This is a genomic window from Alcaligenes sp. GW821-FHT11D07 (genome assembly GCF_058808495.1).
The window spans coordinates 348,448-361,296 of record NZ_JBXART010000001.1 but is presented as its reverse complement, the minus strand read 5'-3'; the positions used below and the strand labels follow the sequence as shown (position 1 = coordinate 361,296).

The following is a 12,849-nucleotide window of genomic DNA, read 5'->3' as shown; positions in this document are numbered from 1 at the left end:
ATTAATAGCGTTGCAACTGCATAAGAACGGAACGGGTGTGTAGGGGGCGGCCCAGCAAACTATTCAAGCGCTCTCGTAAACGAATACGCAGTTCAGGCTCACCATGAGGGTCATTAAAGTCGGGGACTTCCTCGTCAAACCCGTAGCCGGTTTCTGTCAGCAGCACCCATTCAAAGCGCCGCAGGGCTCCTGCCACGGGGGGACGAGGCACCTGGGCCAAATGAACTAGGGCCTCTTCGTAGGCATCGAACAGCACGGGATGGGGATCTTCGCGGGGCAAAAGACGAATCAGCAATTCGTTCATGTACCACGCGGACATCAAGGCCCTGCCCTTCAAAGGACGAATCCCTGCACAATCTGCCCGAGTCAGGGTTTTGACTTCGTTCTTGCCTGACCAAGCCAGCAGCAAAGGCTGGAACACAGACAAAGCAGGCCGCAAAACGGAATGCGGCCTTTTAGCGCCTTTGGCAACCAGGGGCACCAGCCCATGATTGCGTGTAAAGGCATGACAGATCAGTGACGTTTCACGCCAGGCACTGGTGTGCAGTATGTAGCCGGCTTCGTCCTGAAAGCGATGACGAAGATTACTCATACCCCAGGTCACGCAGGACCGCTTCACGATCGGACCAACCCTTGCGTACCTTGATGTACACATCCAGGAACACAGGTTTGTCGATCAACTTGGTAATGTCTTGGCGAGCTTCAGTGGCAATACGCTTCATGTGCATACCACCGGCTCCCAACAGAATCGGGCGATGGCTTTCACGCTCAACCACCACGCAGGCAGAAATGCGGGCGCCGTTCTCGTTCTCTTCCCATTGCTCGATAACCACCGTACAACCGTAAGGCAGTTCGTCACCCACCAGACGGAAGATTTTTTCGCGCAACAGCTCGGACGTAATGAAGCGCACCGAGCGATCGGTAATCGTCTCGGCATCGAACATGGCTTCGCCTTCAGGCAAACGTCCAGCGATCTCGTCCAGTAAAGGGCTCAGTTGCAGGCGCTTGGCCGCACTGACGGGAATCACCGCGCCGTATTCGAATTCTTGCGACAGGCGTGCAATATAAGGCAGCAAGTCGTTCTTGCTTTTAAGGGCATCAACCTTGTTGATAACCAAAATGGTCTTGCCGCCCTTAGGCAGCATAGGCAGCAACTCGGCATCCGACGACGACCATTTACCCGCTTCAACCACATGAACCACTACATCTACGTCTGCCAGAGCCTGAGTAACCACGCGGTTCATCATGCGGTTCATGGCGCCGCCGTGCTTGGTCTGAAAGCCGGGGGTGTCTACAAATATCATTTGATCGTGATCACGGGTTAACACGCTATTGATGCGGTGACGCGTGGTCTGCGCCTTGCGCGACACGATCGAAATTTTGCTGCCAATCAAAGCGTTGGCCAGTGTGGACTTGCCTACGTTCGGGCGTCCAACAATAGCCACGAAGCCGCAGCGAAAAGGGGTTTCTGTCATTGTGTATCCTGCGACACTGCCACGGGCAGGGTCAATTGTGAGGGGCGACGATGGCGACTGGCGCGCGTCGTCTTGGCTGGAAATTCAGCTTCTAAAATAGCGATGGCCTGCGTGGCGGCGGCCTGTTCAGCAGCGCGACGGCTGCTGCCACTGGCACGTACATGGATATTGAGCTTGGCGATCGTGCATTCGATATCGAACAACTGATCGTGTGCTGCGCCATGAGTGGCCACCACGGTATAGACCGGTAAATCCAGCTTGCGACCTTGCAGCAGTTCTTGCAGCAAGGTTTTGGGATCTTTCCCTAAGGTTTTAGGGTCCACATCAACCAGCATGGGCTCGTACAACTTGGTGATCACGGTTTGCGCCTGGATAAAACCTGCATCCAGGAACACCGCACCAAAAACAGCTTCCAGCGCATCGGCCAGAATGGAAGGACGGCGGAAACCACCGCTTTTCAACTCCCCTTCTCCCAAGCGCAAGTAGTCCGACAAACCTAGCCGCGTCGCGATTTCCGCCAAGGCGGCCTGCTTGACCAGATTGGCCCGCAGGCGCGACAAATCGCCTTCATCAATGCGCTGAAAACGGTCGAACAGCAAGGCGGCAACCGTAAAGTTCAGCACCGAGTCACCCAGGAACTCCAGCCGCTCGTTATGACGAGCGCTGTGGCTACGATGGGTCAAGGCCTGCTCCAGCAGGCCTATGTCTTTAAAGGAGTGGCCGATTGCGGCCTCAAGCAAAGCAAGACGTTTCATTAATGGAAGCGACCTATACGGCTAAGTTCGCGGAAATTCATCCAGATAAAGAAGGCGCGTCCCACAATATTCTCATCGGGCACAAAGCCCCAATAGCGACTGTCCAGACTATTGTCGCGATTATCCCCCATCACAAAGTAGTTCCCTTTAGGCACAACACAGGAAATGCCGTTGGAGAAGTACTCACAGGAATCACGATTGGGAAACGCGACGATAGGCATCAAACCTTGGGGCTGGGTCTTGTTCAGCAAGATATTGTGCTGCGTCTTGCCCAGCTCTTCCAGATAACGCCCGATATAGGCCGAACGATCAGGTTCGTAGTAATCACCGCTGCGCACTTGGGTTACCACTTTGCCGTTGATCGACAGCACCTTGTCACGGTACTCGACACGGTCACCAGGCACGCCCACCACACGTTTGATGTAGTCCACCGTAGTGTCTACCGGGTAACGGAACACAATCACATCACCGCGCTCGGGATGCCCCAAAGACACCACCTTGGCGCCACTGACTGGCAAGCGAATGCCGTACTCGTATTTGTTCACCAGAATCAAGTCGCCGTTTTTCAGCGTGGGCAACATGGAGCCCGACGGAATGCGAAACGGCTCGATGATAAAAGAGCGCAATACAAAGACGAACAAGATAACCGGGAAGAAACTGACGCCATATTCAATCCACCAAGGCATACGATTAGCCTGGTCGTAAGCCTCTTGGCGCAATTGCTGCAAATGCTCGGGGTCCTGGGCGGCCGTTTCCGGCACAGCCTGCATCGCAGCCTGCGCGCGCGCCTGACGGCGGCTACGCAGGGAGAAACGATCCAAGCACCAGATCACCCCGGTCAGTATCAGCAGTACAAACAAAATCAGAGCGAAATCCCAGCTCATCGGTTTCCTTTAAAGAAATTAAAGCAGTCCTGGCTGCGGTCGGCTTGGGCGGCCGACCAGAGCACTACTTATCTTCGACCTGCAAAATTGCCAAAAAGGCTTCCTGCGGAATTTCCACGTTCCCAACTTGCTTCATCCGCTTCTTACCTGCTTTTTGCTTCTCAAGCAGTTTTTTCTTACGCGAGATATCACCGCCATAACACTTGGCCAGCACGTTCTTGCGCAGTGCCTTGACGTTCTCACGGGAGATCACTTCGGCGCCAATAGCCGCCTGAATAGCAATATCAAACATCTGGCGCGGAATCAAGCTGCGCATCTTGGCGACCACTTCGCGGCCGCGATAGCGGGCATTGCTACGGTGCACAATCATGGACAGGGCATCTACGCGGTCACCGTTGATCAGGATGTCTACCTTGACCACATCGGCCGAACGGTATTCCTTGAACTCATAGTCCATGGAGGCGTAACCACGCGACACGGATTTGAGTCGGTCAAAGAAGTCCAGCACGATCTCGGCCAGCGGCATTTCATAGACCAAATTAACCTGACGGCCATGATAGGTCATATTTAACTGCAAACCGCGCTTGACTGTACACAGCGTCATGACCGGCCCCACGTATTCCTGGGGCATTAGCAGCGAAACCACAACAATAGGCTCGCGTACGTCTTCAATATGGGAGACTTCGGGCATGCGTGATGGGCTTTCGATCATCAACACTTCACCGTCACGGCGCTCTACTTCGTAAACCACCGAAGGCGCTGTGGTGATGATGTCCATGTCAAATTCGCGCTCCAGGCGCTCCTGGACAATCTCCATGTGGAGCAAGCCCAAAAAGCCGCAACGGAAACCGAAGCCCAAGGCTTGGGACACTTCAGGCTCGAACATCAAGGACGAGTCATTGAGCTTGAGCTTTTCCAGCGAATCGCGCAGCTGATCGTATTCGCTGCTCTCGACCGGGTACAGACCGGCAAACACCTGGGGCTTCACTTCCTTAAAGCCTGGCAGAGCCTTGTCAGCTGGCTTGCCTGCCAAGGTGATGGTGTCACCAACCTTGGCGTCCTCCAGTTCCTTGATGCCCGCAATGATGAAACCCACTTCACCCGCCGATAAATGAGGACGGTTTTCCGACTTGGGCGTGAACACACCAATGTGCTCGACCAAGTGAGTGGCGCGAGTGGCCATCAACAGAATTTTTTCCTTGGGCTTTAGTACGCCATTAACGATGCGCACCAGCATGACCACGCCCACATAGTTATCAAACCAGGAGTCGATGATCAAAGCCTGCAAGGGAGCACTGGGGTCTCCCACTGGGGCCGGGACGCGGGCCACAATAGTTTCCAGAATTTCGTCGATGCCCAGACCTGTTTTGGCGCTGGCCGCAATGGCGTCGCTGGCATCAATACCAATCACGTCTTCAACTTCCTGACGTGCGGCATCCGGATCTGCCGAAGGCAAGTCCATCTTGTTCAGTACTGGAATCACTTCTACGCCCTGATCCAGAGCGGTATAGCAGTTGGCAACCGTTTGCGCTTCCACGCCCTGGGAAGCATCCACCACCAGCAAGGCACCTTCACAGGCCGAGAGGGAGCGGCTGACTTCATAGGAAAAGTCCACGTGGCCGGGGGTGTCGATCAGGTTCAGGTTGTAAACCTTGCCATTCTGGGCCTTGTACTGCAAAGCGGCGGTCTGGGCCTTAATCGTAATGCCACGCTCTTTCTCGATGTCCATCGAATCCAGAACCTGAGTCGACATCTCGCGGTCGGCCAGGCCACCACAGCGTTGGATCAGGCGGTCAGCCAAGGTCGATTTGCCATGATCGATGTGAGCAATAATAGAGAAATTGCGGATGTGATCCATAAACCCGTTAATAAACAAAGAAAATGTTGAGGCTCAATGCCAGAGAGACGGCACAAAAAAGGGGCGCCCATGACGCCCCTTTTCAGTCCACGTGCCTGAAACACAAGACCCGTCCTGTCAGACGGGCGCACGTGGAGCCATTATCCATTCGGCGCTGACTGCGCCTCCGAATGGTGGCGGAGAAACTCCGGCCACAGGCCGGAGTTCATCAATGGCTATCATTTTAGCCGTTTTACAAAAATTTATTTCGATGGCGTAATCAAAACCCATTGCGACTGGCCGCCACGCAAAACCAACAAGGCCGCTGCTTTGGATTTATCCAAGGAAGCCACCATTTTAGCGTATTGATCCGGTGTCCCTACGTCTTTGTCGTTGACACGCAAAATAAGATCACCAGGCTGCAATCCAGCTTCGCTGGCCGGGGCTGCTGCTTCAGTGACCTGAACCGCACTTTCCACACCCAGACGCTTCAGATCAGCAGCCGGAACTGCTGTCACTTTCAAGCCAAATGCGTCAGCAGTGCTGGCAGCCGGGCTGTCTTTTTCATCCTTGGCGGCAGCGGCGGGGGTACTGGACGGCATTTCTTCCACTTCAATCTTGACCGTCTGCACTTTGCCCTTGCGCCAGATTTCCAGCGTGGAGCTTTGACCTGGCTTGGTGCTGCCCACAATACGTGGCAAATCGGTCATCTGGTCAATGGATCGACCATTGAATTTCAGAATTACGTCACCGGACTGAATACCGGCTTTAGCAGCAGGACCCCCCTCTTCCACGCTGCTGACCAAGGCACCCTTGCTATCTTTCAAGCCCAGTGCGTTGGCCACATCATCGGCCACAGGGGTAATCTGCACGCCAATACGGCCACGGGTGACTTTGCCGTCAGACTTGAGCTGTTCGACCACATTCATGGCTTCGTCGATAGGAATAGCCAGGGAAATACCCATAAAGCCACCGCTACGCGAAATGATCTGGGAATTTACACCCACCACTTCACCGTTCAGATTGATCAGCGGACCGCCGGAGTTACCGGGATTCACCGCCACGTCAGTCTGAATAAAGGGCAGGTAATCACCCGTTTCACGGTTGATTGCACTGACGATACCGGACGTCACAGTGGACTCCAGACCGAAGGGCGAGCCAATGGCCAGGACCCACTGACCCTTTTTAAGCTGCTTGGAATCACCAATCGTCATGGGTTTCAGATCTTTGGCTTCGATCTTGATCAAAGCCACGTCGGTGCGCTCATCCGTACCAATGATCTTGGCCGGATATTCCTTGCCGTTGCTCAAGGTGACAAAAATCCCGTTGGAATCAGCCACCACGTGATTATTGGTCAGGATGTAGCCGTCAGCGGAAATAATAAAGCCCGAGCCCACACCACGAGGAACGGTCCGTTCTTGGGCCTGTGGTGCATTGCCGCCACCATGCGGGCGCTGAGGCGCCATGCCCGGAGGCATGAAATCTGGACCGAAGAACCAGCGGAACATATCGTAAGGATCGGAACCGGGGCCCATTGCAGGCGAACGAACCTGAACGGCTTCCGTCGTACGGATATTGACGACGCCATCCTCAGTCTTGGCGACAACGCCCGTAAAATCAGGCAGCCCCAGCGTCGTGCTCTGGACTTGTTCTGCCGTGCTAACAGGCTCAGCCTGAGCATGGGCGACAGGCGCCGCAGCTGCAAACAGCACGGCGGCTGTCAAAGCCGAGAGAACAGGAATACGCATTTTTTGACTCGATTTTTCCATTCAAATACTCCTGGTGGACGATGGTCAATGTGTCCGGGATAGAGGGGTAAATTGGGTACCTTCAAGCAAGGCGCGCAAAGTCTGTACAGGAACAGCGCCGGTACTTGTCAAAACATAGTCGTTAATGCGGCTACGGTACATATTCATGGAGCCACGGTGAAACGCACCCAGGCTGTTTTCTTCAGCCTCCGGGGTACCCACCCGCTCCAGGAAAACGGAGATCGCAGCCAGACCGTCAGACATCATCAGATGCGTCACCTGACGCCCGGCGCGCATGGGCCTGAGCATTTCAGAACGCAAGGTAAAACCAGCGGGCAAGGCAAGATTCCAGCCCAGCTCGTTTAAATCAATTTTCCGCACTTCAGGCTCGACCACTTCCCATTTGCTGGGATTCCAGTTGGTGCGCAACTCCTGCAAATCAACATGTTCACCAAAGGCAACAGAGGCGAACGCAATCTGATCCACAACCGCTTGTTGCGGGTCCAGCGTTTGCATCTTGAGCAGCAAGTGGTGATCCGTGTCCGCGCACACCCGGTAGCCGTAGCGCTGATCGTCTTTAGGGACAAGCTCAATCAGATCACAAGGGCGTCCAGCTACCCGCTCGCGGGAAGGCAAACGGCGCATATCGTAAAAATTAGGCAATTGGCTGACATCACCGACCAGGAAACTGGGAAAGCGCTCGTTTTCACGGCGCTCGATCACCACCATTTTCTTTTCGGGAATCAGACATTGCGTCACTTCGTTCTGACGCAAAAATTCGCGAGGCTCACCGTCCAGAATTTCCAGACGCTCGCGCTCGCCGGTGCCGTCAATAATGTGCACCAGCTTCATAGACTGGCTGGACTGATCCTGGGTGTAAATAATGACCCCGGAGTAATCCAGATCACGAGCGGCTTTATGCACTTTCTGCAGCCAGGGCAAATCCAGCGGCTCAAGCCCGGTTGCGTCCTGAGCCAGTACGGGTGTTGTACACAATATCGCCAGGGAAAAGGCAAACAGGCCCTTGTAGAGACGTGCCAAGGCCACCTGCGACGGCATACGTACAGACCTCATTGACCCAAGGCTCCACTTTCAAAAGAAACATGGCGTACCGGACCGGTACCAACAAAGTCACGGTGCAAATCCGCGTAATCATTCCAGAGTTGCTCGTCCTGAGCGCTGGCCATCAAGGTGCCCGGCGCCGAGCTGACACCCATGTACGGCAAACCGACCCACAAGGCAGCCGCAACAGCGGCTACGGCCGCCAAGCCGCTCACGCCGTAGCGTTGGACCAGGGGCCGCTTCATGGCGTTGGGAGCGAGCACGGTGGGCTCTTCGTCAATCGCTTTGGACAGACGCGCGTAAAAACGATCCGAGGTACGGATCGCCAAGGCGTCGGTACGCATGACGTCACCAATCAAATGGTAGGCATCCCAAACTTGACGCCCATAGGGGGAGTCCAGTTCTTCGGGGCGTATTTCAGCCTCACCATCCACCCAGGAGGACACAGCGGCCTCCCAGGCATTAAGTTGTTCGTCATCGGAATGGGATTTCAAGGCTTGCATCATCAATCCTTACCACCGTCGTTCACTATCTTCACCATCCAGTATGGGACGCAATTGCGCAGCAATCGCATCACGAGCCCGAAAGATGCGTGATCGCACAGTTCCTATAGGGCAGTTCATGGTTTGAGCGATGTCTTCATAGCTCATACCCTCAATTTCACGTAGCACGATCGCCGTCCGTAATTCTTCCGGCAGAGCCTGGATTGCACTGTTTACAGTCTCGGCAATCTGGCGGCTGACCATCATGGACTCCGGCGTGCTGATATCACTTAGGTTATCGATTCGGTCAAAAGTTTCACCTTCTTCTGTTTCGACGTTCTGTAAAGTGTTCGGACGTCGTGCTGCCGAGGCCTGCCAGTTACGGGCCGTATTGATCGCAATGCGGTAGAGCCAGGTGTAAAAAGCACTGTCGCCCCGAAACTGAGGGAGCGCTCGATAGGCTTTGATGAAGGTTTCTTGTGCCACGTCCTCGACCTCGGACGGTTCACGCACCATGCGGCTGAGCAGACGCATGATCTTGCGCTGATACTTCAGTACCAGCAGGTCAAAGGCTCGCTTATCCCCACGCTGAACACGTGCAACTAGTTCGGCATCGGTATCGCGTTCACTCATTAAGAATCCTTATTCTGAGCACGGACCTGATGGGACAGCCGATTGACACGAAGGCACAATGCCCACCATGCCTGCTGCGGCTGGGCGTGACGCCATAACGTGACAGTACTTGCGCTTGTGCCGGACAAGTCACCCAGCAAACGTAAAGTCAGAAACCAGGGAGAGCGCCAGACCTGCTCAATATATACGGCTTGCCCAGGTGATCCAGCGCGTTGCAGGGAGTATATCCCTGCCCGATAGGCTAGTGTAGCGTGACCGTCCCATCTCGGGCGAGTGCAAGCATACAAAAAGTAAGCCCACAAAGCACCGGCTGAAACGGCCAAAATCCAGGGAAGCTGCCAGCTATAAAGGGTCCAGGCTACGCCCAGCGCCATTAAAGCATAGACAAAAACACCCAGTCGGCGCATCGGAGCCGGGGCTCCGATCGACCAGGACTGGGCGTCACGAGTGGGACAGTCCACTTTAACGAAGACGACGAACCACCATCGAACCGTTAGTGCCACCAAAACCGAAGGAATTGGACAGGGCAACCTCAATCTTCATATCACGCGCTTGGTTAGCGCAGTAATCCAGGTCGCAAGCAGGGTCCTGGTTGAAGATATTGATAGTCGGTGGCGAAATCTGGTTATACACCGCCAAGGTAGTGAACACCGCTTCGATACCACCTGCGGCACCCAGAAGGTGGCCGGTCATGGACTTGGTGGAGTTAACCACCAGTTTGTAGGCATGATCGCCAAAAGCCAGCTTCAGGGCTTCGGACTCGTTCACGTCACCTTGTGGCGTAGACGTGCCATGCGCATTGACGTAATCCACTTCATCGGCATTGATGCCACCGTTACGCAGGGCGTTCACAACGCCACGGCGTGGACCATCGCGATCTGGCGAGGTGATGTGGTGAGCATCGGAGCTCATGCCAAAACCGGAGAACTCGCCATAAATGCGGGCGCCACGTTTCTTGGCATGTTCGTACTCTTCCAGCACCAGTACGCCAGCACCCTCGCCCAGCACGAAGCCGTCGCGATCCACGTCCCAAGGACGGGATGCGGTAGTGGGGTCGTCGTTACGGGTAGACAGAGCACGCATGGCAGCAAAACCACCGATGCCCAAGGGGGACACGGTCGATTCAGCACCACCGGCAATCATGACATCAGCGTCGCCGTATTCGATCAGACGAGCGGCATCGCCAATGGAGTGCAAACCTGTTGTACAAGCTGACACAACGGCGTAGCTGGGGCCTTTCAGGCCCAGGCCGATAGACAATTGGCCCGATACCAGGTTAACCAGGGATCCAGGCACAAAGAACGGGGAAATCCGACGTGGGCCCCGTTCCAAATATTCTTTTTGGGTTTCTTCGATACGAGGCAAGCCACCAATACCCGAGCCGACAATAACGCCTGCGCGTTCTGCATCGATGGTATCGATATCCAGGCCACTATCCTTCCAGGCTTGCATGCCAGCCACCACGCCGTAATGGATAAAGGTATCCATTTGCTTGGCTTCTTTGGTGGAAATGTATGGCGTTAAATCAAAATCCTTGACCTCACCCGCAATCTGGGCACTCAGGGCCGAGGGATCGAAACGGGTAATACGCCCAATGCCCGAACGCCCATTGACGATGTTATCCCACGCGGTAGGAATATCGTTGCCGACCGGGGAAATAATACCCAGCCCGGTAATCACGACACGTCGCTTCACGGATGACTCCTAAACACAAAAAAAGCGGTTTAAAGGGAATAACTGCGTCTTGCAAGCGAAAGCCGCAGGGCACAAGCTACTCTCTGGAAACCGCTCTGGAGCGAGGGCGTGCACAATGCCGCCCACCCTCTTAATTGAACTTACTGCTTGCTGTGAGAATTGATGTAGTCCACAGCTTGCTGGACCGTCGTGATTTTCTCAGCTTCTTCGTCTGGTATTTCGGTTTCGAATTCGTCTTCGAGCGCCATCACGAGCTCGACCATGTCGAGCGAGTCGGCACCGAGGTCGTCGAGAAAAGAAGATTCGTTTTTGATCTCGGCTTCGTTAACGCCAAGTTGCTCAGCGACGATCTTCTTGACGCGCTGTTCGATGCTTTCCATGCAGATTCTCCAAGTTGGGAAAAATTCCCGCAAATTATAGCCAATCCATACTACTAAGAGGGATAAGCCATGACAAAAAACGGCGTTCTTGTATGAGGCCCAACGTCATTCTTGCAACGCCGGCTCAAGCAATAGGCCCCAAATAATCCCGCAATTTTACCTCAGCCGGGCGCGATGCCAAGCCTTACATGTGCATACCACCATTCACATGGATGGTACTGCCCGTAATATATTGCGCTTGCGACCCGGCCAGGAAGGCTACCGCGTTAGCGATATCCTCGGCAGCGCCAAGGCGTCCCAGGGGGATTTGCGACAAAATCGCAGCTGACTGCTCAGGCGTCAAGGACCGAGTCATGTCGGTATCAATGAAGCCGGGAGCGACGCAGTTAACGGTGATATTACGGCTACCCAGCTCGCGCGCCAAGGCACGGCTCATGCCCGCCACACCGGCTTTGGCCGCTGCGTAGTTGGCCTGACCAGGGTTACCGCTCTCGCCCACTACGGAAGTAATGCTGATGATACGGCCCCAACGGGCTTTCATCATGGGGCGGATCACCGCACGCGACAAGCGAAACACAGCGCTCAGGTTGGTCTGGATAACGGCATCCCAGTCCTCGTCCTTTAAGCGCATGGCCAGATTATCGCGGGTAATCCCAGCATTATTAACCAAAATGTGCGGACCGCCGTCTTCTTTGCTCAGCGCCGAAATCAAGGCTTCGCAAGCTTGTGGGTCGTCCACGTTCAATACTTGGCCGTAGCTGCCGTTCTGATCCAGCACGGCGGAGATCGCCTGTGCACCGGTCTCAGAGGTTGCGGTACCCACAACCTTGGCACCACGCGCCATCAATTCTTTTGCAATAGCCTGACCAATACCGCGCGATGCGCCAGTGACCAGGGCAGTTTTGCCACTAAGATCCAAATCTTGCATTTACGCTCCCTCAAGGGCTTCAAGTGTTGCCTGCAAAGAGGCAGGGTCACTGATCGACAAGGCAATCAGGTCACGATCAATGCGCTTGATCAGACCCGTCAGCACTTTGCCGGGACCACATTCAACCACATGTGTGACACCCTGAGCTTTCATGGCCTGAATGGTCTCTACCCAGCGCACGGGATGCCATGCCTGGCGAACCAGGGCGTCTTTGATCTGTTCAGGGTCAGTAGGCGCTTGCACGTCTACGTTATTGATAACGGAGATCGCGGGCGATTTCACATCCACCGAGGCCAGAGCCTGGGCCAGAACGGCAGCAGCCGGTTCCAGCAGGCTGGAGTGGAAGGGAGCCGACACAGGCAGCACCAGAGCGCGTTTGGCACCGGCTTCTTTAGCCAAGGCACAAGCACGATCTACAGCTTCTACATTTCCGGCAATCACGACCTGAGCGGGCGCATTGTAGTTCACAGCCTGAACAATCTGCTGACCTTCAGAGGCGCGAGCACACACATCACGCACCTGATCGTCATCCAGGCCCAGTACAGCCGCCATGGTGCCCACACCAACCGGCACAGCAGCCTGCATGGCATCAGCACGTGCACGCACCAGCGGTACAGCCTGCTCCAGACTCAAGGCACCGGCAGCGGTCAAGGCCGAGTATTCACCCAGGCTATGGCCCGCCATGACAGCAGGAACGGGCCCACCCGCCTGAATCCAGGCTTGGTACATGGCCACGGCGCTTGCCAGCATGACAGGTTGAGTATTCGTTGTAAGGTTCAGTGCATCAGCCGGGCCTTGAGCCATCAACTGAGCCAAATCCTGACCCAGCGCTTGGCTGGCTTGTTCAATGGCTTGCTGCACAACAGCTGACTCGGACCAGGCATCAAGCATGCCCACGGACTGCGAGCCTTGCCCTGGAAAGACAAACGCAATTTTCATGGTAGAAAAACCCAAAGAGAGGAGGCGGTAA

At 55.1% G+C, this 12,849-nt stretch carries 13 protein-coding genes; all 13 read right to left on the bottom strand.

The annotated features are described in order from the left end of the window. Nucleotide 1 precedes the first annotated feature (1 nt). Nucleotides 2–592 (bottom strand): DNA repair protein RecO, encoded by a 591-nt coding sequence (recO, locus tag AC1RSM_RS01630; RefSeq protein WP_492928829.1) that lies wholly within the window; start codon nt 590–592, stop codon nt 2–4. Next, entirely contained in the window at nt 585–1,475 is an 891-nt protein-coding gene (gene era / locus AC1RSM_RS01625) for a GTPase Era (RefSeq protein WP_492928827.1), read from the bottom strand. The genes recO and era overlap by 8 nt, the downstream gene beginning before the upstream one ends. After that, the gene (gene rnc, locus AC1RSM_RS01620) at nt 1,472–2,230 is read right to left on the bottom strand and encodes a ribonuclease III (RefSeq protein WP_492928825.1); all 759 of its coding nucleotides are present in this window, start codon (nt 2,228–2,230) and stop codon (nt 1,472–1,474) included. The genes era and rnc overlap by 4 nt, the downstream gene beginning before the upstream one ends. Then, the gene (lepB, locus tag AC1RSM_RS01615) at nt 2,230–3,114 is read right to left on the bottom strand and encodes a signal peptidase I (protein WP_492928823.1); all 885 of its coding nucleotides are present in this window, start codon (nt 3,112–3,114) and stop codon (nt 2,230–2,232) included. Before lepB ends, rnc begins: the two co-directional genes overlap by 1 nt. 64 nt (nt 3,115–3,178) lie before the next feature. Beyond that, the gene (lepA, locus tag AC1RSM_RS01610) at nt 3,179–4,972 is read right to left on the bottom strand and encodes a translation elongation factor 4 (protein ID WP_492928821.1); all 1,794 of its coding nucleotides are present in this window, start codon (nt 4,970–4,972) and stop codon (nt 3,179–3,181) included. A gap of 242 nt (nt 4,973–5,214) precedes the next feature. Then, nucleotides 5,215–6,720: a DegQ family serine endoprotease gene (locus AC1RSM_RS01605; protein WP_492928819.1), complete on the bottom strand. Its 1,506-nt coding sequence runs from the start codon at nt 6,718–6,720 to the stop codon at nt 5,215–5,217. A 24-nt stretch (nt 6,721–6,744) separates the two neighbouring features. Further along, nucleotides 6,745–7,773 (bottom strand): MucB/RseB C-terminal domain-containing protein, encoded by a 1,029-nt coding sequence (locus tag AC1RSM_RS01600; RefSeq protein ID WP_492928817.1) that lies wholly within the window; start codon nt 7,771–7,773, stop codon nt 6,745–6,747. Then, nucleotides 7,770–8,267, bottom strand: coding sequence for a sigma-E factor negative regulatory protein (locus AC1RSM_RS01595; RefSeq protein ID WP_492928815.1), 498 nt, complete (start codon nt 8,265–8,267; stop codon nt 7,770–7,772). The genes AC1RSM_RS01600 and AC1RSM_RS01595 overlap by 4 nt, the downstream gene beginning before the upstream one ends. A gap of 6 nt (nt 8,268–8,273) precedes the next feature. Then, a complete protein-coding gene (gene rpoE / locus AC1RSM_RS01590; protein ID WP_492928814.1) occupies nt 8,274–8,876 on the bottom strand; it encodes an RNA polymerase sigma factor RpoE in 603 nt (200 codons plus the stop codon). 462 nt (nt 8,877–9,338) lie between these two features. After that, a complete protein-coding gene (fabF, locus tag AC1RSM_RS01585; protein WP_492928812.1) occupies nt 9,339–10,571 on the bottom strand; it encodes a beta-ketoacyl-ACP synthase II in 1,233 nt (410 codons plus the stop codon). A 140-nt stretch (nt 10,572–10,711) separates the two neighbouring features. After that, the gene (gene acpP, locus AC1RSM_RS01580; protein WP_003800961.1) at nt 10,712–10,951 is read right to left on the bottom strand and encodes an acyl carrier protein; all 240 of its coding nucleotides are present in this window, start codon (nt 10,949–10,951) and stop codon (nt 10,712–10,714) included. Nucleotides 10,952–11,135: 184 nt separating this feature from the next. Continuing rightward, nucleotides 11,136–11,879 carry a 3-oxoacyl-ACP reductase FabG gene (gene fabG, locus AC1RSM_RS01575; RefSeq protein WP_492928809.1) on the bottom strand — a complete coding sequence of 248 codons (744 nt, stop codon included), beginning with the start codon at nt 11,877–11,879 and terminating at the stop codon, nt 11,136–11,138. Continuing rightward, nucleotides 11,880–12,818 carry an ACP S-malonyltransferase gene (fabD, locus tag AC1RSM_RS01570; RefSeq protein ID WP_492928808.1) on the bottom strand — a complete coding sequence of 313 codons (939 nt, stop codon included), beginning with the start codon at nt 12,816–12,818 and terminating at the stop codon, nt 11,880–11,882. Nucleotides 12,819–12,849: the final 31 nt, after the last annotated feature.

Bases quoted from the DNA above. Each gene is read 5' to 3' on its own strand.
- lepB (WP_492928823.1), bottom strand. From the start codon at position 3,114: ATGAGCTGGGATTTCGCTCTGATTTTGTTTGTACTGCTGATACTGACC.
- AC1RSM_RS01605 (WP_492928819.1), bottom strand. From the start codon at position 6,720: ATGGAAAAATCGAGTCAAAAAATGCGTATTCCTGTTCTCTCGGCTTTG.
- era (WP_492928827.1), bottom strand. From the start codon at position 1,475: ATGACAGAAACCCCTTTTCGCTGCGGCTTCGTGGCTATTGTTGGACGC.
- rpoE (WP_492928814.1), bottom strand. From the start codon at position 8,876: ATGAGTGAACGCGATACCGATGCCGAACTAGTTGCACGTGTTCAGCGT.
- fabG (WP_492928809.1), bottom strand. From the start codon at position 11,879: ATGCAAGATTTGGATCTTAGTGGCAAAACTGCCCTGGTCACTGGCGCA.
- AC1RSM_RS01600 (WP_492928817.1), bottom strand. From the start codon at position 7,773: ATGAGGTCTGTACGTATGCCGTCGCAGGTGGCCTTGGCACGTCTCTAC.
- lepA (WP_492928821.1), bottom strand. From the start codon at position 4,972: ATGGATCACATCCGCAATTTCTCTATTATTGCTCACATCGATCATGGC.
- recO (WP_492928829.1), bottom strand. From the start codon at position 592: ATGAGTAATCTTCGTCATCGCTTTCAGGACGAAGCCGGCTACATACTG.
- AC1RSM_RS01595 (WP_492928815.1), bottom strand. From the start codon at position 8,267: ATGATGCAAGCCTTGAAATCCCATTCCGATGACGAACAACTTAATGCC.
- acpP (WP_003800961.1), bottom strand. From the start codon at position 10,951: ATGGAAAGCATCGAACAGCGCGTCAAGAAGATCGTCGCTGAGCAACTT.
- fabD (WP_492928808.1), bottom strand. From the start codon at position 12,818: ATGAAAATTGCGTTTGTCTTTCCAGGGCAAGGCTCGCAGTCCGTGGGC.
- rnc (WP_492928825.1), bottom strand. From the start codon at position 2,230: ATGAAACGTCTTGCTTTGCTTGAGGCCGCAATCGGCCACTCCTTTAAA.